We start from the raw sequence: 24,911 nt of genomic DNA on the forward strand, positions 1-24,911 counted from the left end.
GCTGATACCTATGGGCTGTCATCGCAAGTGATCGCCTGCCCGAAGGTGTCGTACAGTGTGCCGTCACCGGTGCTGCGCGCCTGTCGCACATCACCACTCATGGACACATTGACCGCGCGCGCCGCACGACTGCCTCTGTCATCACAGAAAGTGAATGTGCCAGAACCGCGCCAGTTGCTCAGTCCACGAGGGCCGAACCTTACATACGAGCGTTGAGTGGCGTCCGCCACGCCCTGGGTAATGGCACTGTTCGCCAGGGTAAAACCCGTGGGTAGAGGGCTGGCGACCTTCAGGACGGTTTCGCTTGCATCGATGATGCCGGCGGTTGCAGCATTGTCCACGAAGACAATCCAGCCCTGGTTCCAGTTGGTACCGCAACTCGTATCACTGTTACGTGCGCATACGCTGACGCGGGACGACTGCTTGATGGCTTCCGAACGGGCGAAAGTCAGTGCTCCGGTGAGGTCCATGACGCGACTGTCCTGGCGGGACTGCTGCAGGGTCTCCTTGAAGCTTGGCACGGCTATACCCAGCAGAATGCCGGCCACCGCCAGAGTGATCAGCAACTCCATCAAGGTAAACCCCCGAACCGAGTGACTGTCGGGACTCTGTTTCATCAATTGTTTCTTCTTCGACACCCAGATGTGTACTGCTAGCGGCAACATTCCGGTTTTTTGCAGTGTGAGTGGTTTACAAGCGACAGGCCTTGATTGATAGTCGGGACAACGTTGAGTGGAAGGCAGGTAACGTGGGATTTCAACTGGGACTGGATACGGGTGGTACCTACACGGACGCGGTTCTGGTCGACGATGAGCAACGAGTGGTATCCAGTGCCAAATCGCTGACAACCCATGCGAATCTGGTAGAGGGCTTGCAATCGGCTGTCGACAGGATCGTCGATGCCGATGTCGCATCCGGGATCGAACTGGTCTCCTTGTCCACGACACTGGCGACCAACGCTCTGGTGGAGGGGCGTGGTCGGCCCGTGGCACTGATTCTGGTCGGATTCACACCCGGGCAGATGCAGCGTGCCAATCTGCAGCAGGCCCTGGCGGGCGACCCGGTGATCTTTCTGCAGGGAGGGCACGATGCGAGCGGGCATGCCGTGGCCGCACTGGATACCACCAGCTTGCGCAGTTTCGTGGAAGAGATCGATGATCGGGTGGAAGCCTATGCTGTGTCCTCCATGTTTGCCGTGCGAAATCCGTCTCACGAGAATGAGGTGCAGACGCTGATAGCCTCGATGACGGGCAAGCCGCTGAGTTGTGGTCACCAGTTGACTTCCGGGCTCGATGCGCCCCGTCGTGCATTGACGGCCTTGCTCAATGCCCGGCTGATTCCCATGATCGAGGCGCTGCTGCAGGCGACTCGGGCAATGCTGCAGCAACGTGGCATCCGGGCACCGTTGATGGTGGTAAAGGGTGACGGGTCCCTGATCAGTGATGCAATGGCATTGAGCCGACCGGTGGAAACGATTCTCAGCGGGCCTGCTGCCAGTGTGGTAGGTGCTCGCTTTCTTTGCCGTGAAGAGAATCTTCTGGTATCGGACATGGGGGGGACCACAACCGATATCGCGCTGATCCGCGATGGGCGACCGCGATTGAACCCCGAGGGAGCCATCGTGGGGGGCTGGCGAACCATGGTTCAGGCCATCGATGTGCAGACCCATGGTCTGGGAGGGGACAGTGGCATATGGTACAACCGTGAACAACGGCAGTTCGACCTACAGACGCAACGCGTCCTGCCGCTGAGCCTGCTGGTCCATCAGCGGCCCGAGCTGGAAGAAGTGCTTGAAGCACAGCTGCGATTGCCTTTCAGTACAACGCACAGCGCGCAGTTTGTTCTTGCCCATGGACCGCAGGTCAATCTGACCGGGCTGTCCGCGCAGCAACGGGAGTTGCATGAGCGGATCGTCGAGAAACCGATTGCCGTACAGAGCCTTTTCAGTGATCAGACAATGGAACGTGCCTTGAGCAGACTGGAGCAGCGTGGCCTGGTGCTGCGCGCCGGTTTCACGCCCAGCGACGCTGCGCATGTGCTGGGTCGCCAGACAGATTGGAACCGCCATGCTGCCTGTCTGGGTGCGCAATTGCTGATGCGCTATGCCAAAGACAATCATGGCCCCATCTACGGTGATGAGGACGCATTCTGCACGGCTCTGGCCGGCAAGGTGTCGAGTGCCACGGCATTGATGCTGCTGGATGCTGCGGCAGCGAGCCAGAAGGGTGGCAGGGCTCTGTCGGAATCACAGAAGACATTGCTGCAGGCAGGTTTCGCGGAATCCGATGGACAACTGCTGCGTGTTCGTGCCAGCGTGAATCTACCTGTGGTTGCGTTGGGTGCGCCGGCCCGCAGTTACTACCCGGCGACAGCGGAGTTACTGGATACTCGGCTTGTAGTGTGCGAGCACGCTCAGGTGGCCAATGCGCTGGGGGCGGTGGTTGGCTCGGTTCGTCAGGAGCAGCATATTCTCTTGACACCGGCTGGCGGTGAACGTGTCCAGATACTCCTGTCTTCGGGGCCGGAAGTGCATGAAACGCTGGAAGAGGCTGCGGTGGCGGCGGCGCGGATCTGCAGTCAGCTGGCCGCCGAGAAACTGCAGCAGGCTGGTGGAGCCGAGTTCATCATCACGGTAGAGCGCCATGACAACATGGTTACCAGGGATGGTCAGCGTACCTTCCTGGAAAGTCGTATCAGCGCCGTGGCCGTGGGTCGTCCGGCAGGACTGGCATGAAAGGTGATTGCCGTTGCGGTTGCCGCCGGTACCGATAATGCTTGCGGCAAGTCATTGCGTCACACAGGTGTCAGGACTTGTTCCCTTGAAAGATGTTGTAGGGTAGGGGTCTGCAACCATATTCGCGCCATGCAACGCCAACAGGCGCCGTTACTGCAGCATCTTGCAAACTACGTACCACGGAGATCTTAATGTCAGAAAATGCCAGTTATCCGACTCTTGCCGAAATGGGCATTGTTCGATTCCATGAAATTTCACACTACAGCCTGCGTCAGGATGGCCTGGACAAGGACGTACTGCGAATCATCTACAAGCGGGCCAAGGGGTCGTTTCTGCCTTACAGCCGAAAGTACAAGTTTGGTCGTTCTCTGAAAACGGTTGTCGCCGATGGCGGAACTGCACGCATGGAGCACAGCTACGAGATATCCCCTTTCCTGCTCAAGGCTGTGGCTGAACTCGACAAGCTGGTTGATATCAACAAGCATGATTCTTCCAAGTCGAGCAATACGGAACTGGCAGCCGATGTACTGACCGAGCTCAACGAGCTGGAGAGCATGGTCAAGGCGTCGGATGCAGAAGCTGCGGCCATCGCTGCCAAGTTCGAAAGCATTCGCAAGCACATCGACGCTCTGTAGTACGCCGCATGCAACAGAGGGCGGATACTCGCTGAGAACATTCGCCTCGATGATGACTGTCTGGTCCAGAGCCGGCCGGAGTCTGCTGCTGCATCGGCTTGCGGCAGCTGCCTGTCAGACAGGCAGCTGCCGGCTCGGATCCATCAGCGCTTCGGCACGTAGATATCGGTGACGGTGCCTTCAGCAACTTCAGCTGCAAAATTGAAGGTTTCCGACAGGGTCGGGTGAGGGTGTACGGTGAGTGCGATATCCTCGATGTCCGCGCCCATCTCCAAGGCCAGCACGGCCTCGGCGATCAGTTCGCCCGCATTGGGTCCCACCATGCCGGCACCCAGAATGCGCTTGCTCTCCGGATCGTAAAGAACCTTTGTCAGACCTTCACTGCGTGCCATGCTCAGTGCACGACCACTGGCGGCCCAGGGGAAGACACCTTTTTCGAAGGCGATTCCCTGCTCCTTGGCCGTCGTCTCGGTCAATCCCATCCAGGAGACTTCCGGGTCGGTATAGGCGACTGAAGGTATGGTCCTGGCATCGAAATGACTCTTCTGACCTGCGGCCACTTCGGCGGCGACCTTGCCTTCGTGGGTGGCCTTGTGCGCCAGCATCGGTTGCCCGACGAGGTCGCCGATGGCAAAGATGTGATCGACGTTGGTTCTCTGCTGGGAGTCCACCTTGATGAAACCACGATCATCCACCTTGACTCCGGCCTTGTCGGCATCCACAGCATGGCCATTGGGACTGCGTCCGACTGCCAGCAGGACGCGGTCGAAGGTATCGCTGGCCGGAGCCTTGCCGCCTTCGAAGCTCACCGTCAGACCTGCCTCGCCGGATTCCATGCCGGTGACCCGGGATCCGACCAGGATATTCTCGAAGTCCTTTTTCAGCCGCTTTTCCAATGGTCGTACCAGATCTCGATCGCAACCGGGCATCAGACCGTCCGAGAGTTCCACCACGGTCACCTGGCTGCCCAGACCGGCGTACACACAACCCATTTCCAGGCCGATGATGCCGCCGCCGATGACCAGCAGACGCTTGGGAATATCGGCCAGCTGCAGTGCGCCGGTGGAGTCCATCAGGCGCTCGTCGTCATACGGAAAGTCGGGGATACGGATACTGCGCGAACCGGCGGCGATGATGGCCTTGTCGAAACTGACGAGGCGCGGTGACTCGTCGTTCTCATTGTCCGGCATCGAGGCGCTGACGGCCATCACGTGACTGCTCTGGAAGCGACCGAAGCCCTGCATGACGCTGACCTTGCGCTGTTTGGCCAACCCTGCGAGCCCGCCCGTCAACTTGCCGATGACATCCTCCTTGAACGCCCGCAGCTTGTCGATGTCGATCTCCGGTTCGGCAAAAGTGACCCCATGAGCGGCCATGCCACGGGTTTCCTGGATGATCGCGGCAGTGTGCAGCAGTGCCTTGGAAGGAATGCAGCCTACGTTCAGGCACACGCCGCCCAGGTCCGGATAACGCTCTATCAACAGTACCTTGAGGCCGAGATCGGCAGCCCGGAAGGCGGCTGTATAGCCACCGGGGCCCGCTCCCAGCACGACCAGTTCGTAGTGTTCTTCAGCCGCCTGCCTGTCCTGCTCGGAAGCCACGCTGTTGCTGTCTGCCGAGCCGGGAGAGGGGCGCTGGCTGTCGGTCGGTGTGTCCCGTGTTTCTGTTTCTCCGGAAGCCTTGTCAGCATCCGGGGAGGGTGATGTATCGTTCTCTGTGCCGCCGTCGTTCGGGGTGGCTGTCTTGTCCGATTCGGTCGCGTTGTCGCTGTTCCCTGAACCTCCGGCGGCAGCAACATCCATCACCAGGATATCGCTGCCTTCCGAGACTCTGTCACCGGTATTGACCAGCAGCGATGTGATGACGCCGGCCGCCGGCGATGGTATTTCCATACTCGCCTTGTCGCTCTCGACGGTAATCAGCGAGTCCTCCTTCGCAATGGTATCGCCGACGGATACCAGGACTTCGATGACTTCGACATCGCTTGCGTCACCGATGTCGGGAATCTTGACTGTTTCCAGCTCACTCATTGGATCTTGTTCTCCGGGGCCGGCAGCTGCACTGTGCAGAGTGCTTTCGGGTGCAGCTGCCTGTGAAGGGTTTTCCGATACGGCATCAATCTGCGAGCCCGGTTTGTTGGTGACAATCCGGACTAGAGCGTGAGTCTGCGTATATCGCTGATCTGGCGGACATAGTGCGCCATGAAGCGAGCCGCATCCGCACCATCGACGACTCGGTGATCATAGGTAAGATCCAGCGGACACATGAGACGAGGCACGAATTCACTGCCATTCCAGACCGGTTGCATGGTGGCCCGGGTTATACCCAGAATGGCAACCTCGGGCGGGTTGACGATGGGGGTGAAAGAGGTACCGCCAATCCCTCCAAGACTGGAGATGGTCATGCTGGCACCCTGCATTTCGTCCGGTTTGAGCTTCTTGTTGCGGGCCCTGGAACTGACGTCGGACATCTCTTCGGCAAGCTGGTTGATGCTCTTCTTGTCGACATCCCGGAACACCGGCACTACCAGGCCGTTGGGTGTATCGACGGCGATGCCGATGTGGTAATAGTTCTTGTAGAACAGGGCTTCGCCATCGGCCGACAGGGAGCTGTTCAGGCGGGGAAAGGCCTGCAGGGTTTTCACCAGTGCCTTCATGTGAAAGGCCAGACCGGTCACCTTGGGATCGCCTTCACGGGCCTCGTTCTTCAATTGCTTTCTGAACGACTCCATTTCCGTGACGTCGGCCAGCTCGTGATGCGTCACCATGGGCAGATTGAGCCAGGCCCGGTGCAGGTTGGCAGCACTGAGCTTGTTGATACGGCCCAATGGGACGCGCTCGACATCGCCGAATTTGGTGAAGTCGACTTCCGGTATGGCAGGAATGCCGGCGCCACTGCCAGCCACACCGCCGGCATGGCTGCCGTAGTTGGCACTGACGCCTTCCATCGCCTGTTTGATGAAGGCGCGCACATCATCCTTGCTGATTCGGCCCTTGGGGCCGGTGCCGCTGATCAGCGACAGATCTGCTCCATGCTCTCGTGCATAACGGCGGACGCCGGGGCTTGCATGGGCCTTGCGTATCCTGTCATCACTGATGTGTGCCGTCGGAGAGCTGGAGGTACTGCTGCTCTTGTCGGCAGCCTTGCTTGCCGCCGCCTTCGACTCCTCGGCAGCGGATGCAGAGGAGTCGCTCTCTCGAGGCGCGTCGTCTGCCGCCGTGGGTGCGGCGTCATCTTCCGACGATTCCCTTGACGAGTCTGTCGAGCCTTCCGACGATGAGTCTTTCGATGAGTCTTTGGATGAGGACGCTTTTTCGTCGGCGCTGCCGCCATCCATCGTGCTCATCGTGCCGATCACATCACCGGCGTTGACCGTATCTCCGACCGAGATGCTCAGTGACTCGATGACACCTGCCTCCGTGGCAGGCACTTCCATGCTCGCCTTGTCGCTCTCCAGAGTCAGCAGAGAATCATCCACACTGATCTGGTCGCCAGGCGACACCAGGATCTCGATGATCTCGACGTTTTCCGAATCACCGATATCGGGGATGACGATGTCTTTCACGTTGTCTGATTCACTCATGATCGCCTCCCTCAAGCAGTTGCCGGATTGGGTTTGTCAGGATCGATACCGTACTGTTGTACCGCCTTGGCAACGGTGACCTTGTCCAGCTTGCCATCCATTGCCAGTGAGTGCAGTGCCGCTATCGTCACATAGCGCTTGTCGACCTCGAAGAATTCACGCAACTTCTCGCGTGTATCGGAACGGCCGAAACCATCGGTGCCCAATGTCGTGAAGGTGGCGGGTACGAACTCACGCACCTGATCGGAGTGTGTCTTCATGTAGTCGGTGGAACTCACCACGGGTGCATCACCCGTGCCCAGTATCTGGGTGATGTAGGGGACACGTGGGTCGTCGTTCGGATGCAGCATGTTCCAGCGTTCCACCTCCAGACCGTCGCGAGCCAGCTCGTTGAAACTGGTGACGCTGTAGACTTCGGCACCGATATTCCATTCGTTTTCCAGCATGTCGGCGGCGGCCATGACCTCGCGCAGAATGGTGCCGCTTCCCAGCAATCGCACGTGAGTGTCGAACTTCGCGGCCTTCTTCTCGTCACCATCAGCAATTGCGCGTAGCTGATAGATGCCCTTGATGATGCCTTCTTCGGCACCTTCGGGCATGGCAGGGTGCAGGTAGTTCTCGTTCATCGCCGTGATGTAGAAGTACACGCTTTCCCGATTGGTCAGCATGCGGGTCATGCCGTGATGAATGATCACGGACATCTCGTAGCTGAAGCAGGGGTCGTAGCTGATGCAGTTGGGGATGGTGTTGGCCAGTACCAGTGAATGGCCGTCCTCATGCTGCAGACCTTCGCCATTGAGTGTGGTGCGACCTGCCGTACCACCGATCATGAAACCGCAGGCACGCATGTCACCGGCCAGCCAGGCCAGATCACCAATGCGCTGAAAGCCGAACATCGAATAGTAGATGTAGAACGGCAGCATGTTCACGCCATGCGTGGAGTAGGACGTGGCGGCAGCCAGCCAGCTGGCCATGGCACCGGCCTCGGTGATGCCTTCTTCGAGTATCTGGCCGGTCTTGTCCTCCTTGTAGTACATGATCTGGTCCCGATCCTGCGGCTCGTACAGCTGGCCGACGGATGAATAGATACCCAGTTGCCGGAACATGCCGTCCATGCCGAAGGTGCGAGCCTCATCCGGTACGATGGGCACGATATTCTTGCCGATCTTCTTGTCTCGGGTGAGGATGGTCAACAATCGCACGAAAGCCATGGTGGTGGAGATTTCGCGATCGCCGGAACCTTCCAGCAGTGGTTTGAAGGCTTCCAGAGGCGGCACTTCCAGCGGTTCGGCAAACTTCTTGCGCTGGGGCAGGTAGCCGCCAAGCGCCTTGCGTCGCTCCTGCAGATACTTGATTTCGGCACTCTCCGGATCCGGCAGAATGTACTCGTAGTTCTTGACCTGTTCGTCGGTGAGTGTCAGGCCGAACCGATCACGCATCTTCAGCAGCGATTCCAGATCCATTTTCTTCTGCTGGTGAGTGGCATTGGTACCTTCGCCGGATTCACCGAGACCGTAACCCTTGACCGTCTTGGCCAGAATGACAGTCGGTTGCCCCTTGTGATCAACCGCCTGCTTGTAGGCGGCAAACAGCTTGTGCGGATCGTGGCCCCCTCGATTGAGCCGCCAGATGTCTTCATCGGTGAGGTTGGCGACCAGGGCTCGTGTCTCGGGATACTTGCCGAAGAAATGTTCTCGGGTGTAGGCACCGCCCTTGGCCTTGCAATTCTGATACTCGCCATCGACGGTTTCCATCATCAGTTGCATCAGCTTGCCGGACTTGTCCTTGGCAAACAGGGGATCCCAGTACGAGCCCCAGATCACCTTGATGACATTCCAGCCGGCGCCTCGGAAGACACCTTCCAGCTCCTGAATGATCTTGCTGTTGCCACGTACCGGTCCATCGAGCCGTTGCAGATTGCAGTTGATGACGAAGTTCAGGTTGTCGAGCTTTTCACGACCGGCCAGCGAGATGGCACCCAGTGATTCCGGTTCGTCCATTTCACCATCGCCCAGGAATGCCCAGATCTGCCGATTGTCGGTGCGTGCCAGGCTGCGGTCGTGCAGGTATTTCATGAAACGCGCCTGGTAGATCGACGTCAGCGAACACCAGCCCATCGACACGGTCGGGAATTGCCAGTATTCGGGCATCAGCCAGGGATGGGGGTAGGATGACAGGCCATTGCCATCGACCTCTCGGCGAAAATTGTCCAGTTCCTCGACCGTCAGGCGGCCCTCCAGAAACGAGCGAGCATAGATGCCGGGTGCCGAATGCCCCTGCATCATCACGACGTCTCCGCCGTGTTCAGGGGTGGGTGCATGAAAGAAGTGGTTGAAGCCCACGTCATACAAGGTGGCAGCGGAGGCAAAGCTGGACAAGTGTCCGCCGAGGCCGGAATCGTTTCTCTGGGCGCGCAGTACCATGACCGTGGCATTCCAGCGAATCATGGAGCGCAGGCGATGTTCCAGTTCATGATCACCGGGACTCTTCTGTTCCAGGTGAACCGGGATGGTATTGACGTAGGCCGTACTGGCATCGTAGGGAAGATTGGCACCCGAGCGTCGAGCCTTGTCGATGAGCCTTTCCAGCAGATAGTGGGCGCGCTCGGGTCCTTCGTGTTCAATGACGGCGTCGAGCGCATCCAGCCATTCCTGCGTTTCGATTTCGTCAGCGTCAAGCATCGGGTTGGTGGTCATGTATGCGTCTGGTGTCCCGTGGTTGTCTTCGCAGTGGCTTATAGTACGCGTTTCAATCCACGGCTGGCAGGCGCTCGAACCGGCACAACGCTGATGCTGCGCCATTTGCCAGCGCTTTCTCCCTCGTCTCGAATTGCCCTGCACGGCCAGTCCCGATCGTGGCGCAGTGCGGCATTACCCAGCCGGCGTGAAGCGGTATCAGCGCGGCTTACGCTGGCAGAGGCATAGGCCACCACGCCAGCAGTAGCACGCGGACTTGACCATGGGCATTCTTGCGTCGCAGCAGGCGAGTGCTCTGCAGACGACTATTGCGATGGCATTTTCGCTGCCGGTCTGCAGCAGAAAGATGCGCTTTCGGCGGGAAAAAAATTTTCGGGAATCGGTTACGTGTTCTTCATCCGACAGCGATAGCCGGGGATTCCTGCAGGGTACCGATCAGTTTGCCGTTTTCCACGCCGGTCAGTTGTACCGGTAATATGCAGTTGGCGAGATTCTCCGCACTGCTGACTCTGACCCGCTGATAGTTGGGTGTATAGCCCTGATGGGTCCAGAGCGTCTGGCCGTGCTCATCGACAGATTCCCGACCGCGCTCCCAGAGTACCTCGGCAACCGTACCGACCGAACGTTGCAGCTGCTCGCTCTTCAGGCGTTCGCCCAGCTCGTGCAACTGACGGCTGCGGTGCTGACGAATCTCCATGGGGACCGAGTCGGGTAATCCGGCAGCCCGAGTACCGTCACGCTCGGAATAGGTAAAGGCATGGATATGTCCGAAGCCCTGAGTGGCAATGAAGTCGAGTGAGTCCTGCCACTCCTGCTCGGTCTCACCCGGAAATCCGGCGATGATATCCGTCGTGATGTTGAAGTTGGGCACAGCCTTGCGCAATTCACTGGTCAGCGCATTGAAGTCTGCAGTCTTGCAGCGCCTTGCCATGCGTCGCAGCACGGTATCGGATCCGCTTTGCAGGGGCAGGTGCATATGGGGTTGCACACGGGCATTGTCGAACAGTGTCAGGAATCCCGGTGAGAGATCCCATGGTTCTACCGACGCGAAGCGAATGCGGGGAATATCGGTATCGTCGAGCAGAGCCTGAACAAGGTGTTCCAGATCGGTATCAAGATCGGAGCCGTAACCGCCGACATGAACCCCGGTGAGTACGACTTCTCTGACGTCTTCCTGCTGCAGTTGTCGAACCTCTTCGACGATATCGTCGATGGTACGGCTGCGTTCGGCACCGCGCGCCACGGTCACGATGCAGAAGGTACAACGATACCGGCAACCATCCTGGATCTTGATGAAGGCCCGATGACGATTGCGAGTGAACAAGGCAGCATTGGCAGGCAGCGTGGCGGCTTGCGGCATCGCCACTTCGGTGAAGGCGCGACGGGTCAGCGGCACCAGTTCGTCCTTGCGGGTGTTGGGGATGATCAGGTCGACCCCCAGTTCGGCCAGTGCACTGTCCGGCTCCAGTTCGCTGTAGCAGCCGCTGACCACCAGCTTCGCACGCGGATTGGCACGTTGCAGTCGCTGCAGCTTCTGCCGCGACTTGCGCACGGCCTCACGTGTCACCGCGCAGGTGTTGAGCACCATGACATCGGCTTCGGAAGGATCATTGGCGATCTGATCGCCGGCACCGGTGAAGGCCGTGGCCCATTGTTCCAGCTCCGCTTCGTTCAGGCGGCAGCCGAGAGCACTGAGATGAATACGCACGTATGAGGGCCTCGATTCGTTCGGCAGTGATGAGGATCGAGGATTACGGTGATTGCCTCTGGCGCTCACTGTAATGCTTTGCAATCACTGTCTGTGGTGGAATGTATAGTTTACTTAAAGACATATCGAAATACGTGATTTACTGCGTGACAAGATTGTGGCGACAACCTGTTTTCGCTAGGATGTCTGCTGCGCTTGGCACATATGCTGTTTGACCCCTGTCACCGGAAACGACTTCATGTTCAGAGAGTTTGAGAAAGCCCCCAGCAGGTCTTCATATCAATTGAAATTCGTCTTGGCAGCCCTGGCGTTGATCGCGTTGGTGGCAGCATGGGTGTCGCGCTCCAATACGGTGCATGATCTCAAGAGCACGCAATTGGAACGCGACCAGGTCACTGCGCTGCTCGACGAGCGTGGTGCGGAGCTGGAAAGCGCCGAGCAGACCATTGCGGATCTGGAAAACGAACAGAGCGCCCTGAAGGAGGCCATTGCCAGTGGAGAGAGCGAACTGGCCGGTTTGCGCGAGCAGTTGCAGACATTGGGAGCCGAACGCGATGAAACACAGGGATTGCTGGCTGATGCCGGGCAGTCGAAGAGCGAGCTGGAAGAGCAGGTCGCCGCGCTGACCGCTGAGCTGGAGACCGCCCAGGCGCGCATGAGCGAGCTCGATGCCGAGCGTCAGGCGGCCGCCATCCAGTTGGAAAGCGTTGTCGCCGCCATCGATCTCGAAGCCGACTCACGAATCGTCGATCTGCGCAGCGAGCTGGCAGCCTCGAGCGATGCTCTGGACGGTCGTGACAGGCAGATCAGTGAGCTGAATGACGAAGTTGCCCGTCTCCAGACTCTGATCGAGGAATCGGGGCAGCAGGTCGAAGTCCGTGACGCGCAGGTAGCAGAACTGAACGAACGCATCGCAAGCCTGCAGACTCAGCTCGAGGCGTCCGGTCAGGATGCGTCCGACAGTGACGCCAGACTGGTCGAACTCAACGAGGAAATCGCCTCGCTGCACCAGAAGATAGCCGAGCGCGAAGGGCAGATCGAAGAACAGGTGGCGTTGATCCGCGACCAGGAAGTCCGGATCCTGCAGCAGCAGGCATCCGTGGGTGAGCAGGAAGCCATTCTCGGCTTTGCCCAGTCAGAGCTGCAATCCCTGCAATCCGCGGCCAGCTTTTCCGGCAACGAATTGCGCAATGCCGAGGCCAGCTACAACTCGCTGCTGTCTGTCTACGATACCGACGTTGCAGAGCTGAACGCGGAAATCGGTGATCTCGAGGCCCGCAAGGCTGCTCTCGAGGTCGACATGCAAAACCTGCAGGGTCATCTCGCCGGTGTCGAGGGTGAACTGAGTGTGACGCAGGACCGCCTTGCGCAGACCGAATCCACGCTGAGCGAAACGCAGACGGCATTGTCGGATACGGAAACACAATTGGCCGATGCGCGTGAATCATTGAGCGCGGCAGAGCAGGAACTGGGTGCACGTACCGAGGAGTTGTCGGTTGTTCAGGCGAACCTGGCTGCCAGCGAAAGTGATCTGCAGGCCGAGATCGATCACAAGGTGGCGCAGTTGAGTGATCTGCAAGAGGAGTACGCCGCGCTGGAGCAACGTTTTCAAACGGCACAAGCTGCCATCGCCGAGCGTGAGTCCAATGTGGGCGAACTCAATTACCGGGTGCAGTCGCTGCTCTCGTCATCCGGTAATCTGGACGCCGAGCTGGAAGCCTCACAGGAGAGCTATCAGGTACTGCAGGGACAGTTCGATTCCGAGGTCGTGGCACTCAATGTCGAAATCGGTGAGCTGGAAGCACAGAAACAGGCCTTGCAGCTTGAAGTCGAGGATCTGACTGCCCAGGGGCAGGCCCTGCGCAGCGAGAAGGGAGAGCTTCAGGTCGCTCTGGGTGGTTTGCAGAACGAGCTGGAGCAGGTCCGCACGCAAAGTCAGTCGGAAATCGAAACCCGAACCGCAGAAATCCAGAGTTTGCAGGCCACTGTCAGTGAACAGGAGCAGAGCCTGGAAAATCAGGTCGCAGAGCTTCAATCGAGTGTCGATGCACTTCGTGGCGAGCGTGACTCCCTGGCCAGCGAGCGTGACAGCATGCAGGCTGCGATGACGGCGCTGCAAGCGGACAAGGAGGCACTGGTCACCGCGCAGGCCAGCCTGGAAGCCGAACAGACAACAGCCGCCGAATCCTTGATTGCGCTGGAAGCCGAAGTGGGCGAATTGCAGGCGACCGTCGATGTACAGAAGCCGGTGATTGCCGAATTGCGCGAGCGCAACAGTGCACTGGAGGAAGAGCTCGCCGCAGCCAGAGCTGTCGCCGAGGAAGAGCAGATTGCCTACGAGGCACAACTGGCCGAACTGCAGGCCACCATCGATTTGCAGAAGCCGGCACTGGCTGAATTGCGCTCTCGCAGTTCTGCCCTGGACGAGCAGCGTGCCCAGATGGCCATGAACGTCAATTCCCTGCAGGCTCAACTCGAGGATGTCAGCGGAGAGCAGAACGAAGAATTGGTGGCTGCCCAGGCGGCTGCAGAGGAACTGCAGGCCACGATCGATCTTCAGGTACCGGTTATCGCGGAGCTGCGTCAGCGTAGTGCCTCCCTGGAAGACGAACTGGCCGCACGCCAGTCCGAGATCGGCGAATTGCAGTCCACCATCGACCTGCAGGTTCCTGCCATCGCGGAATTGCGCAGTCGCAGTGAGGCTCTGGAGAACGAGCTGGCTGCGCGACGCTCTGAAGCCGAAGAGCTGCAGTCCACCATCGACTTGCAGGTCCCTGTGATCAGCGAGTTGCGGAGTCGAAGCAGTTCACTGGAAGAAGAGTTGGCCGCCCGCCAGGGGCGGATCGATGAACTGCAGGCAACGGTTGCCGAGCAGGAAGCTGCATTGACCGAATTGCGTACCCGCAGCGCATCACTCGAAGAGGCCATTGCCGGCAAGGATGCAGAGATTGCCGAGCTGCATTCGACCATCGACCTGCAAAAGCCGGCGATTGCCGAATTGCGAGCTCGTGCCAGTGATCTGGATGTCGAACGGGCAAGAATGGCCACCCAGGTGACGATACTGGAAAGTCAGCTGATGGATGCCAGCACTGCCAACGTCGACAGTGCTGCCCTGTCAGAACTGCAATCCGAGAAAGCGGCACTGGAAGCTCGCGTCAGCGAGATCCAGGGCCTGTTCGATGCCAGTGCTGGCCAGACCAGCGAAGAGGTGGAGTCGCTGACAGCCGCGCGCGAGGAACTCGAGACTGCCAATGCAGAACTCACGGCGAAGAACGAAGAGTTGCTGGCAAGCTATGAAAACCTGCAGGATGCCAACGGTCTGGTCAAGGACCGGGTAGATACGCTGCGGGCAGAGCGTGATGCTGCGATGGAGCAACTCAACATCCTGGAAACCGAACAGGCAGCCCTCAACCAGCAGCTTGTCGATCTGGAAAACGGCAATGCGGTACTGACCGAGAAAGTTCTCTCGCTCGAGGAAGACAAGGCAGAGATGGACGGACAGCTGGCTTCCCTGAGTACGGAAAGAACCGTTCTGCAGGCGCAACTGGAGAGTGCAACGTCCGAAGCGAGCGAGGCGGCTGACGCCAGCGGCGCCGTTCAGGCAGAAGTCGAGGGGCTGCAGGCACAACTGGCAGAACTCACCAGCAATCGTGATGGACTGGAGAGCGAAGTTGTCGAACTGGGTGCACTGGTGGGAGATCTGGAAGCGCAGTTGTCTGTTGCCAACGAAACGCGAGACAGCGATGCCGGCACCATCGAGAGTCTGCAGAGCGAGCTGACTTCGGTACAGGCGCAAGTGGAAAGCCTGGAAGCAGAACTGGCTGCGGCCAATGAAGCCTCAGCTGCCACATCCACTGCCATGGCAGAGGTACAGCAATCACTGGATAGTGCAACCGAAGAGAAGGCGGCACTGGAGCAGCAGTTGACTGACGCCGAAGCTCGGATCAATGATCTGCAGGCGCAGCTGGATACTGCCAGCGCACAGATCAGTGATCTCGAGACGCAACTGGCCGAGGCCAATGCTCAACGTGAAAACCTTGAAACTCAGTTGAGCGAGGCAGGTACCCAACGTGAAGGTCTGGAGTCACAGCTGGCCGAGGCAAATGCGCAACGAGAAGGGCTCGAGTCGCAATTGGCCGAGGCCAATGCTCAACGCGAAGGCCTGGAAACGCAGTTGGGTGAGGCAGGTACCCAACGAGAAGGTCTGGAGTCGCAGCTGGCAGAAGCAAACGCACAACGAGAGGGGCTCGAGTCACAGCTGGCCGAAGCCAGTGCTCAGCGTGAGAGTCTCGAAACAGAGTTGGCCAATGCTCAGTCAGAGCTGGGTGATACCGGTTTGCAGGTTCAGACTCTGCGCTCCACACTCGAGTCGGACACCGGCGCCCTGAGCCAGCAGATTGCGACGCTGGAAGTCGAAAAGGCCGATCTCGAGGGCCAGTTGCAGGCAGCGCTTGAGGCACGAGCATCTCTGGAGTCTGATGTCAGTGGACTGCAGGCCAGAGTGTCCGAGCTGGAAACGCAACAGGGCAGTCTCAGCGAAGAGAAGGCAGGAATCGAGGCGACGCTGGCCGATCTGCAGACAACCAGAGAAGGGCTGGATACCCAGTTGAGCGAGTTGAGTGCTGCCAAGGAAGATCTGGAAGCACGATTGGCCGATGCGGAAACAGCCTCTGCCGACCTGCGTGAGCAACTGGCGGAGAGCAATCGCGGCGCGGCAGAGCAATTGTCTCTGGCTGAAAACCTGGCTGCGAAACTGGCCGACCTGCAAGGCGTGACACAGAGCGAGCAGCAGAGCGCCCAATCATTGCGTGACACCATCGAGGCGAGACTGACTGCCAATGAGGTGGAAGGCGTCACGGTCAGAGTACGAGATGACAATGGCATTGAAGTCAATCTGCCCAGCGGTGCCCTGTTTCTGTCCGGCAGAGCTCGCCTGAGTGCCGCGGGTCGTACCCTGATGACCAAGGTAGCCGCAGCGCTGGAAGATCTCGACAACGATATCGTCGTGGAAGGTCACACCGATAGCATTCCGGTTACCGGTGAGCTGTTGGCCTACTTCCCGAGCAACTGGGAACTGTCAGTTGCACGGGCTGCCAATACCGTGAACTTTCTGGAGTCACAAGCCGGGGTCGAGGCCGAGCGGCTGTCAGCCACCGGCTATGGTTCACAGCGACCTGTCGCGCCCAACAACACCCGGGAAGGTCGAGCGCTGAATCGTCGAGTGGAGCTGGTTGTTCAACCTTGAGTACCGACACGGATACCGATAACGTCATCGATATCGATACGGGGCAGGTATCCGAACCGGCAACCGACGTCGCCTTCGACAAGACCATCTGTGTCGCGATGACGGGGGCATCAGGCATTCAGTACGCCCTGCGGCTGATTGAATGCCTGGTGCAGGCCAATTGCGAGGTATATGTTCTGATGTCCAAGCCGGCAAGAATCGTCATGGGCATGGATACAGAGATACCGGTGCCCGCGCGAACGGCACAGGTGCAGTCACAATTCTCGCAGATGTTCGGGGCACGAGAAGGGCAGCTGAAAGCCTTTGGTCAGGAAGAATGGACCGCGCCGGTGGCCAGCGGCTCCGGGGTTCCCGATGCGATGGTCATCTGCCCGTGTACCACAGGGACACTGGCATCCGTGGCCGCGGGTACCTGCAACAATCTGCTGGAGCGGGCTGCGGATGTCGTGCTGAAGGAAGGCCGACAGCTGATCGTCATGCCTCGAGAAATGCCGTTTTCCCTGATACATCTGGAAAACATGTCGCGACTTGCCCGTGCGGGCGCGGTGATCATGCCGCCCAATCCCGCTTTCTACAATCTGCCGAAAAGTGTCGACGAGCTGATAGATTTCGTTGTGGCTCGCATCATGGACCAGCTCGGAGTCAAACAGACCCTGATGCCACGCTGGGGAATTGATGAAGGCTGAGGTGTCCATTCGCTAATCCGAACAGTTCGCACTGGTTCATCACTTATGCAACTACCTCTGTTTCCGCTGTCCAGCATCGTCCTGCCCGATGGGCTCATGCCGCTGCGTCTGTTCGAACGACGTTACATCGACATGATCAAGGATTGCTTTCGCAACGATTCCGGTTTTGGCGTCTGTCTGATCAAGTCCGGAAGAGAAGCCGGCGGGGTGGCGGAACCCTATCCTCTGGGCACCCGGGTATCCATTGTCGATTTCGATCAGGGGTCGGATGGTCTGCTGCATATCACCGTCAAGGGAGAGGAGGAATTCCGCTTGCTGACGTATGTCACCGCGGATTCAGGCTTGCTGGTCGGTGAAGTGGAAGTCTTTGCTGCGCGGCCACCCACACCCATGTTGCCGGAATTCGAGTTATTGGCCAAGAAGCTGGATCTGATTCTGAGCTATCTGGAAACAGATATTCACTTCGAGCAGATGAGGCTGGATGATGCCGACTGGGTCAGTCACCGGTTGCTGGAAGTGTTGCCGCTGGCAAGTGAGGCCAAGTACGAATTGCTGCAGATGGAAAGCAATCACGAACGGCTGAATGCCCTCAGAGCTCTGCAGATCGAAATTGCCGAACGCCCGACCTGATCATCAGACAGGCTTGCTGCCCGGTATGTAACGCAAGGACGTGCCTACGGTGAGGTCAGACCACACCGACGCAACTGACAGGGGTTGCCGATCGTTTCCGATACTGCGCGCCTTACAGGGATTTTTGATAGATCTTGGAATTGCGCGCCTGGTTGTAGCTGGCACGGCGACTGGCGGGCAGATCGTCGAGCGACATTTCGCTGTAGCCTCGCGCAATGAACCAGTGCCCGGTATGCGTGCTCAGAATTCTGGCGTAGCGGAATGCACGTCGCCGTGCCTCCTGTTCCAGATGGGTCAGCAACTGATCGGCACGGCCCTGTCCCCGGTAGTCCGGGTGTGTGGCAATGCAGGCAATCTCCGCCGTGGAGGAATCATCTTCCAGGTACAGTGCGGCACAGGCGACGATGGTGCCATCGCGTTCGCTGACTACGAAGCGATCGATATCCAGTTCCAGCGCTTCTCGGGAACGGCTCACCAGCGTGCCACTGGCCTGCAGTGGGGTGATCAGTTCGATGATTCCGCCGACGTCCGAGATGGTGGCCGGTCTGATGTGTTCCCAGCGTTCGGCCGTGATCAGTGTGCCACTGCCATCACGAGTGAACAGTTCCCGCAACAGCGCATTGGGATCATCATTCTGCAGCAGGTGTACGCGCTCCACACCGTTGCGGCAGGCTGTTACGGCATTGGGCAGAATCTGTTCGAGGCTCAGATCGGGTGTGGCATCATCCTTGGCCATGTGAAATTCACCGGCAGCACCATAAAGTCTCTCGATCCGGTTGGCACTGGCCTGACGCAGCACGGAGTCGTCCTCGTCGCGCGGTAGTGCATCGACCAGGAAAGCCAGTTTGTCGGCTTTCAGGGCTATGGCGGCAGCGGTTGCGACCTCGGTGACCGTGACATTGAACACCTCACCCGTGAGCGAATAGCCCAGCGGCGGCAGGAGAACCAGATGGCCGGCATCCAGCAGACTCTGAATGGCTTGATGGTGAACTTCGCGTACCGAGCCGGTGTGCTGGAAGTCGATACCCTCATGAATTCCGAAGGGCTGAGCCGTTACGAAATTGCCCGACGTCACGGCGAGTCTGGCGCCGGCCATTGGCGTGTTCGGCAATCCCATGGACAGGCGCGCTTCCAGGTCATTGCGTGCCAGGCCGGTGGCCGCAATGATCGTGGACAGGGCAAGCGAATCGGTGACACGGCGCCCATCCACGATATGGCTGGGGGTTCTGGTCTGTGCCAGCTCATGATCTACCTGATCACGAATACCGAAACAGAGCACAAGTCGTAAACCAATATGGCTCAACAGTGTCAGATCGTGAGTCAGCGTTGGCAGGAGATCGCTTTTCAGGGTGCTGCCCGGCAGCGCCAGTACCAGTGTCTTGCCTCGGTGAGCATTGATATAGGGTGAAGCGGCCCGAAACCAGTTGATGGCCTCATCGGTGCCGTAGGTCTGATTGCTCATTGAATACAGTAATAACCGTTGCCTGAATGCGAACAGAATGCGAATTCGCGTATTGCACACTATAGTAAACCGCCTGTGCATTGCGCGGTGGCCGTTATGGAACACTTGTTGCGCAGCATTGCGTACACGACTGGAGATAGAAGCAGTGTCAGATCGCCCGAGTCCCTGTAGTGCCCGTAGACAGAATCGCCGCCTGTTCGGCTACCAACGGCTGCTGGTCGGTATGCTGCTGGGGCTCTGTGCCGGTTGGCAGCCGATGCTGGCCAGCGCCGCCCCCGAGGAAGACAGCTGGGCCAGAACCGTGTCTCGGGCAGCCGATTCGGTGGTATCGCTGCAGCTGTCTCAATTGCGCAATTTCGATGACTCGGAGCAGGGCGGCAGTACCGCCACCGGATTCGTGGTCGATGCCCAGCGAGGCATCATCCTGACCAACCGGCATGTGGTGGGTTCCGGTCCCATTCGCATCTCGGCCACTTTCCAGAATCAGGAGCAGGTGGATGCGGTTCCCCTGTACCGCGATCCCATCCATGACTTCGGCTTCATCCGCTACGATCCGCAGGACCTCCGCTATTCCCGGCCTCGGTCCCTGAATCTGCGTCCCGACAAGGTCAGTACCGGCATGAACATCCGTGTCATCGGCAGCGATGGTGGAGAGCAGCTGTCCATCCTGCCCGGTACCATCGCCCGGCTCGACCGTGAAGTCCCGACGTATGGGCGTTATGGCTACAACGATTTCAATACCTTTTATCTGCAGGCCGCATCAGGAACCTCGGGTGGGAGTTCCGGTTCTCCCGTGATCGATTTCGATGGGGACGTGGTTGCATTGAATGCGGCGGCCAACACCAGAACGGCCAGCAGCTTCTTTCTGCCTCTGCCCCGGATCCTGCATGCACTGCAGAAACTGCAGGCTGACGAAGCGATTGACAGAGGGGGCTTCCAGACCTTGTTCGATCACCAGCCCTTCAGGGAGTTGCGCCGCCTGGGCCTGGATGCACAGACCGAGGCAACGGTGCGCGAGAGTCAAGAGGGGATTACCGGCATGATGACCGTCGGACAGGTGATTCCCGGAGGCGTCGCTGACGGTGTGTTGCAGCCGGGTGACATCCTGGTATCCATAGCAGACCGGCTGATGACGGACTACATTACCCTTGAAGCGACGCTGGATGCAGCCATTGGTCAGACCTTGCCGGTGGTGTTGATCAGGCAGGGGACTCAAGTGCTTATCGATATCGGGGTTGCCGATCTCAACGCACTGGCTCCTGACAGGTTTCTGGAGTTGGGCGATTCGATCTTGCAGGATATGTCCATTCAGCATGCACGGGCCATGAACCGTCAGCAAGAGGGCGTGGTCGTCATGCATCCCGGTTTCGTGTTTTCGGCAGCCAATGTGCCTCAGAGTGCGCTGATCACCGAAGTCGATGGCAAGGCGGTACGCGATATCGATGATTTCATCGGCATACTGCAAACGTCGGCCGGCAGCACCAAACGGAGCATGCGTTTCATTGTGCCGGGTCGAGAGTTCAATTCCGTGCTGACGCAGTTCGAGGTGGATGATCGCTGGTTCGGTAATCGTGTCTGTCGCCGAGTTGACGATGCCCGATTCTGGGGTTGCCAGAAGGTTGTCCTGCCAGAGCCTGACAGTGATGCCGCTGAGACTCTGGTCAATGTGCCGCGCTACGACGACGCATTGTTGAGCAAGGTGGCGCCGGCCATGGTGCTGGTCGACTTTGCCATCCCTTACTCATCGGACAATGTGTATGCCCGACACTACAAGGGTGTCGGTATCGTGATAGACAAGGTGGAAGGTCTGGTAGCCGTCGACAGGAACACCGTACCGGTCGCACTGGGAGATGTGGATCTGACCTTCTTCGGTTCACTGGAAATGCCCGGCAAGGTCGTGTTCCTGCATCCTCGGCACAACGTGGCATTGCTGCAGTACGATGCCAGCCAGCTGACCACTGCCGATTTCGAAGCGCTGCGACTCGTGGATGCCGACACCACATTGCCATCTGAATTGACGATGATCGGCTACCGGGCAGACGGTACGTTCCGGCGTCATGAAGTGAATGATGCCAGTCACTTGACCATCGGCTTCGGACCACCGGGCTTGCCACGATTCCAGCAGGCGGCCATGGATGTTTATGGTGTGCCGAATGTACCGCCGTCACTGGGCGGTCCCCTGGTGGATGAAAAGGGCGACGTGCATGCGGTGTACATGAGCTTCGCCTACGAAGAGGATCGCGAGATACGTCAGCGAGAATGGGGCATGCCCGCTGCGGTCATTCTGGAAGCACTGCGACTGTATCGCTCCAGTGAGCCCTACCATTCCCTGGATATCAGCCTGTCCTACAAACCTCTTGCACTGGCGCGTCGCTATGGACTTCCGGATGACTGGTTGCTGAGGTTCAATCGCCTGCCTGCCGATAAACGACGCGTATTGCATGTCGACCAGGTGGTTCCCGGCACCGATGCCGAGGAGAAACTGGCCTCGGGTGATGTCATCCTGGCGATCGACCAGATGCTGGTGTCCGATCTGCTGAGTGCAGAGACCCTGTCGCAGAAAGAAGAAATGGTGCTGACCGTGCTGCGGGCAGGGCAGCTTGTCGATGTGGCATTGCGGCCGTCGAAACTGGATGCTCAGGGTACCCGCAGGATTGTCAGCTGGGCCGGTGCTACCTTCGAGAATCCTTTCTCGGACATCGCCTACCAGAAGGCAGTCGACTTTCCCGGGGTGTATATCGCTGATACCGAGGACGGTTCGCCAGCCTTGTGGGATGGGCTGTACCGTAACCGCTTCGTGGTAGCCATTGATGGCGAACCGGTGGAAGATCTGGATGATCTGCTGGCGCAGGTGACGCAGCGACAACAGGATCAGGTGACACGGCTGACCGTGATCACCATGAGTGGTCGCAAGCAGATCGTGACCGTGCAGCCGGAATACCATTTCTGGCCGACCTTCGAGGTGCGACGTCTGGAAGAGGGCTGGAAGCGGATCGAATACACGCATTGAGCCGACCGTCGATGGCTGTACGGATTGTCCGGACAGGCACTGTCAGACAGCTGCCTGCCGAGGATCGATGCACTGTGCCTCGCGGTCGTTGAAAAATTCGGGTTGATCATCGATACGTTGGCCCGGACTGCGCGGGATTCCGTATCATGACGAGACGGGCGAATGCTGTCAGTTCGCAAGTTCACCGATCGTCGAGACCACACCGCATGAATGCGCACTCAGATACTTCAGCAGACGCCAGTGTCGACTACGATGTGATCATCGTCGGTGGTGGCATGGTCGGCAGTCTGTTGGCTGCAGCACTTGCCTTGGACGGCGTGTTGAAGATTGCGGTTCTCGAGCAGCGGGAGCCAGAGCCTTTTGTCCCCGGTACCCAACCCCCCTATGATGTTCGAGTCTCTGCCCTGAGTATCGCCACGCAGCGCATGCTGAACAATGTGGGAGCCTGGCAAGGCATTCTCGACAGGCGTGCCTGTCCTTTCAGGCAGATGAAGGTCTGGGACGGTGAGGCGGATGGCAGTACACATTTCCGGGCTGATGATATCGGTGCACCGGAGCTGGGGCATATCGTGGAAAACCGGGTGCTGCAGCTGGCCTTGCTGGATACCATCAAGGCAGCACGGACGGTCGACTATCTCTGTCCGGCCAGCCTTGTCGGGTATCGACAGGGCAAGGACAGGGTAATCTGTGAATTGAGCGACGGGCGCTCCACGGTGACGGCACGTTTGCTGGTTGGCGCTGATGGGGCTCGCTCTACGGTCCGTGAGCTGGCGGGTATCGAACTCGAGCATTCCAGCTATCCGCATCATGCCCTTGTGGCAACCGTCGACACCGAACTGGGGCAGCAGGACATCACCTGGCAGCGATTTCAGCCCACAGGACCGGAGGCCATGCTGCCCTTGTGTGGTCATCGCGCATCACTGGTCTGGTACCACGATGAGGAGCATGTCAGGCAACTCAAGGCGCTGAGCGATGAGGCGTTCATCGAGGCCCTGCAGGCGAGCTTTCCTGCCGAACTGGGCGGCATCCGAGGCGTGCTGGAACGTGGCAGTTTTCCGATCGTGAAGGCCCATGCTCGACAGTATGTCGCTGAGCGTGTGGCGCTGGTCGGCGATGCGGCTCATACGGTACATCCGCTTGCCGGCCAGGGTGTCAATCTGGGCATGCTCGACGCAGCCGCCCTGGCAGAAGTCATTCTCGATGGTGGCGCCGGTACGCGGGATGCCGGACAACGGCGCCGCTTGCGTCGTTATGAACGCTGGCGACGAGGCGAGAATGCAATGATGATTTCCATTCTCGATGGCTTTTACCATGCGTTCAAGCCACAGCCCGGTGGAGTTCGCAGTCTGCGTTCAGCCGCCCTGAACATGGCCGATCGTGCCGGGCCATTGAAGTCTCTGGTCATGCGCTACGCGATGGGAACCGCCGGCGACCTGCCGGCTCTGGCACGCCAGCTGCGTTGAACGGGGGCAACCCCCGGCCAGCGGTAAACGGCAGCGGCAATCGGGTCAATCGATTTCTCCGGCCAGCTCTCAGTTGTCCGGAATCAGTCGTTTGCCCAGGCTGGTACAGTGATCGTCACTGAAGCCGATGGCTTCGTAGAACGCGATCACCGCATCGTTGCCCTGGCGAACCTGCAGGTTGATCTTCGGACAGCCCAGTGCCAGCAAGCGGCGCTCCACTTCCTCCATGAGCCGCCGCCCCAGGCCGCTGTTGCGGAGGCCTGGCGCTACGGCGAGATAATTGATCCAGCCTCGGTGGCCTTCGTAGCCAGCCATGACAGAGCCCGTGATCTGCCCATCCTCCTCGCAGACCAGAAAGAGATCATCCCCGACAGCGCATTTGCGCTGGATGTCCAGAGCAGGATTGTTCCATGGGCGGGTAAGATCGCAAGCCTGCCACAGGGCAATGACGGCGTCGGTATCGCGAGATTCGAAAGATCGTATGTTCATGGGCAGTGGTTTATCATAGATTCGGATCCATTTCACCTGACCGACGCGGAATATCAATCATGAGCGACGAACAGATTGCGGCCGATGCGCTGGCCGAACTGCAGGCCAGCATGCAGAGCGTACAGCTGGCCACCGTGGGTGAAGATGGCGAACCCCATATGGGCTATACACCCTTTCTGATGGAGAATCATCAACTCATCGTGTTTGTCAGTCAGCTGGCTTTGCACACGCGCGATCTGCTGGCCGATCCACGGGTATCGGTCATGATCATCAGTGATGAATCCAGTTCCTCGCAGATCTTTGCACGCAGCCGTGTCAGCTATCAGTGTCTGGCGGAAGTCGTGCCCAGAGATTCGGAAGACTACGATATTCTGCTGGACAGGTATGAACAGCGCCATGGCAAGATGGTCGGTCTGCTGCGGCAGCTTCCCGATTTCGTGCTGTTCCGGCTGATACCACAGCGTGGCCAACTGGTGGTAGGGTTTGGCAAGGCCTATCGATTGAGCGGCGAAAATCTCGATCAGTTCGAACTGGCACGCTCCGCCTGAGGATTTGATAAAGACGTGATGG

At 58.8% G+C, this 24,911-nt stretch carries 15 protein-coding genes; 8 read left to right on the forward strand and 7 right to left on the reverse strand.

All coding sequences use genetic code 11. The annotated features are described in order from the left end of the window. Positions 1 to 8: 8 nt before the first annotated feature. Entirely contained in the window at positions 9 to 617 is a 609-nt protein-coding gene (locus ACUNV4_RS06550; RefSeq protein WP_430877703.1) for a GspH/FimT family pseudopilin, read from the reverse strand. Between the two features lie 131 nt (positions 618 to 748). Here ACUNV4_RS06550 and ACUNV4_RS06555 point away from each other — a divergent pair, with 131 nt between their 5' ends. Together ACUNV4_RS06555 and ACUNV4_RS06560 are read left to right on the forward strand one after the other, a co-directional pair. After that, positions 749 to 2,734 carry a hydantoinase/oxoprolinase N-terminal domain-containing protein gene (locus tag ACUNV4_RS06555; protein WP_430877704.1) on the forward strand — a complete coding sequence of 662 codons (1,986 nt, stop codon included), beginning with the start codon at positions 749 to 751 and terminating at the stop codon, positions 2,732 to 2,734. A 191-nt stretch (positions 2,735 to 2,925) separates the two neighbouring features. Further along, positions 2,926 to 3,369 (forward strand): DUF3461 family protein, encoded by a 444-nt coding sequence (locus tag ACUNV4_RS06560; protein ID WP_430877705.1) that lies wholly within the window; start codon positions 2,926 to 2,928, stop codon positions 3,367 to 3,369. Positions 3,370 to 3,512: 143 nt separating this feature from the next. Here the strand turns inward: ACUNV4_RS06560 and lpdA are convergent, their stop codons facing one another. The 4 genes from lpdA to mtaB form a co-directional block, all read right to left on the reverse strand. Next, positions 3,513 to 5,399 carry a dihydrolipoyl dehydrogenase gene (gene lpdA / locus ACUNV4_RS06565; RefSeq protein WP_430877706.1) on the reverse strand — a complete coding sequence of 629 codons (1,887 nt, stop codon included), beginning with the start codon at positions 5,397 to 5,399 and terminating at the stop codon, positions 3,513 to 3,515. Between the two features lie 122 nt (positions 5,400 to 5,521). After that, a complete protein-coding gene (locus ACUNV4_RS06570) occupies positions 5,522 to 6,952 on the reverse strand; it encodes a 2-oxo acid dehydrogenase subunit E2 (protein WP_430877707.1) in 1,431 nt (476 codons plus the stop codon). Between the two features lie 11 nt (positions 6,953 to 6,963). Beyond that, on the reverse strand, positions 6,964 to 9,648 hold the full coding sequence (gene aceE / locus ACUNV4_RS06575) for a pyruvate dehydrogenase (acetyl-transferring), homodimeric type (protein WP_430877708.1): 2,685 nt from the start codon (positions 9,646 to 9,648) through the stop codon (positions 6,964 to 6,966). Positions 9,649 to 10,042: 394 nt separating this feature from the next. Continuing rightward, a complete protein-coding gene (gene mtaB / locus ACUNV4_RS06580) occupies positions 10,043 to 11,356 on the reverse strand; it encodes a tRNA (N(6)-L-threonylcarbamoyladenosine(37)-C(2))-methylthiotransferase MtaB (protein ID WP_430877709.1) in 1,314 nt (437 codons plus the stop codon). Positions 11,357 to 11,651: 295 nt separating this feature from the next. Between mtaB and ACUNV4_RS06585 the strand changes: the two genes are divergently transcribed. Genes ACUNV4_RS06585 through ACUNV4_RS06595 form a run of 3 tightly spaced genes read left to right on the forward strand, consistent with a single transcriptional unit; the run spans position 11,652 to position 17,917 of the window. Beyond that, a complete protein-coding gene (locus ACUNV4_RS06585; protein ID WP_430877710.1) occupies positions 11,652 to 16,601 on the forward strand; it encodes an OmpA family protein in 4,950 nt (1,649 codons plus the stop codon). Between the two features lie 32 nt (positions 16,602 to 16,633). Then, positions 16,634 to 17,287, forward strand: coding sequence for a flavin prenyltransferase UbiX (locus tag ACUNV4_RS06590; RefSeq protein ID WP_430878294.1), 654 nt, complete (start codon positions 16,634 to 16,636; stop codon positions 17,285 to 17,287). Positions 17,288 to 17,332: 45 nt separating this feature from the next. Beyond that, positions 17,333 to 17,917, forward strand: a complete 585-nt coding sequence (locus tag ACUNV4_RS06595) for an LON peptidase substrate-binding domain-containing protein (protein ID WP_430877711.1) — start codon at positions 17,333 to 17,335, stop codon at positions 17,915 to 17,917. 112 nt (positions 17,918 to 18,029) lie between these two features. On the opposite strand, the gene argA is transcribed toward ACUNV4_RS06595, so the two are convergent. Beyond that, positions 18,030 to 19,379: an amino-acid N-acetyltransferase gene (argA, locus tag ACUNV4_RS06600; RefSeq protein WP_430877712.1), complete on the reverse strand. Its 1,350-nt coding sequence runs from the start codon at positions 19,377 to 19,379 to the stop codon at positions 18,030 to 18,032. 145 nt (positions 19,380 to 19,524) lie between these two features. On the opposite strand from argA, the gene ACUNV4_RS06605 reads away from it, so the two are divergent. Both ACUNV4_RS06605 and ACUNV4_RS06610 read left to right on the forward strand, forming a co-directional pair. Further along, the gene (locus ACUNV4_RS06605; protein WP_430877713.1) at positions 19,525 to 22,389 is read left to right on the forward strand and encodes a trypsin-like peptidase domain-containing protein; all 2,865 of its coding nucleotides are present in this window, start codon (positions 19,525 to 19,527) and stop codon (positions 22,387 to 22,389) included. A 206-nt stretch (positions 22,390 to 22,595) separates the two neighbouring features. Then, positions 22,596 to 23,852, forward strand: coding sequence for a UbiH/UbiF/VisC/COQ6 family ubiquinone biosynthesis hydroxylase (locus tag ACUNV4_RS06610; protein WP_430877714.1), 1,257 nt, complete (start codon positions 22,596 to 22,598; stop codon positions 23,850 to 23,852). Between the two features lie 69 nt (positions 23,853 to 23,921). On the opposite strand, the gene ACUNV4_RS06615 is transcribed toward ACUNV4_RS06610, so the two are convergent. Continuing rightward, positions 23,922 to 24,341 (reverse strand): GNAT family acetyltransferase, encoded by a 420-nt coding sequence (locus tag ACUNV4_RS06615; RefSeq protein ID WP_430877715.1) that lies wholly within the window; start codon positions 24,339 to 24,341, stop codon positions 23,922 to 23,924. Positions 24,342 to 24,400: 59 nt separating this feature from the next. On the opposite strand from ACUNV4_RS06615, the gene ACUNV4_RS06620 reads away from it, so the two are divergent. Continuing rightward, on the forward strand, positions 24,401 to 24,889 hold the full coding sequence (locus ACUNV4_RS06620; protein WP_430877716.1) for a HugZ family pyridoxamine 5'-phosphate oxidase: 489 nt from the start codon (positions 24,401 to 24,403) through the stop codon (positions 24,887 to 24,889). Positions 24,890 to 24,911 lie beyond the last annotated feature (22 nt).

This window comes from Granulosicoccus sp. 3-233, assembly GCF_052681095.1.

Coding starts and splice junctions, on each gene's coding strand:
- ACUNV4_RS06620 (WP_430877716.1), top strand. CDS start 24,401: ATGAGCGACGAACAGATTGCGGCCGATGCGCTGGCCGAACTGCAGGCC.
- ACUNV4_RS06560 (WP_430877705.1), top strand. CDS start 2,926: ATGTCAGAAAATGCCAGTTATCCGACTCTTGCCGAAATGGGCATTGTT.
- ACUNV4_RS06595 (WP_430877711.1), top strand. CDS start 17,333: ATGCAACTACCTCTGTTTCCGCTGTCCAGCATCGTCCTGCCCGATGGG.
- lpdA (WP_430877706.1), bottom strand. CDS start 5,399: ATGAGTGAGCTGGAAACAGTCAAGATTCCCGACATCGGTGACGCAAGC.
- ACUNV4_RS06570 (WP_430877707.1), bottom strand. CDS start 6,952: ATGAGTGAATCAGACAACGTGAAAGACATCGTCATCCCCGATATCGGT.
- aceE (WP_430877708.1), bottom strand. CDS start 9,648: ATGACCACCAACCCGATGCTTGACGCTGACGAAATCGAAACGCAGGAA.
- ACUNV4_RS06615 (WP_430877715.1), bottom strand. CDS start 24,341: ATGAACATACGATCTTTCGAATCTCGCGATACCGACGCCGTCATTGCC.
- argA (WP_430877712.1), bottom strand. CDS start 19,379: ATGAGCAATCAGACCTACGGCACCGATGAGGCCATCAACTGGTTTCGG.
- ACUNV4_RS06610 (WP_430877714.1), top strand. CDS start 22,596: ATGAATGCGCACTCAGATACTTCAGCAGACGCCAGTGTCGACTACGAT.
- ACUNV4_RS06550 (WP_430877703.1), bottom strand. CDS start 617: ATGAAACAGAGTCCCGACAGTCACTCGGTTCGGGGGTTTACCTTGATG.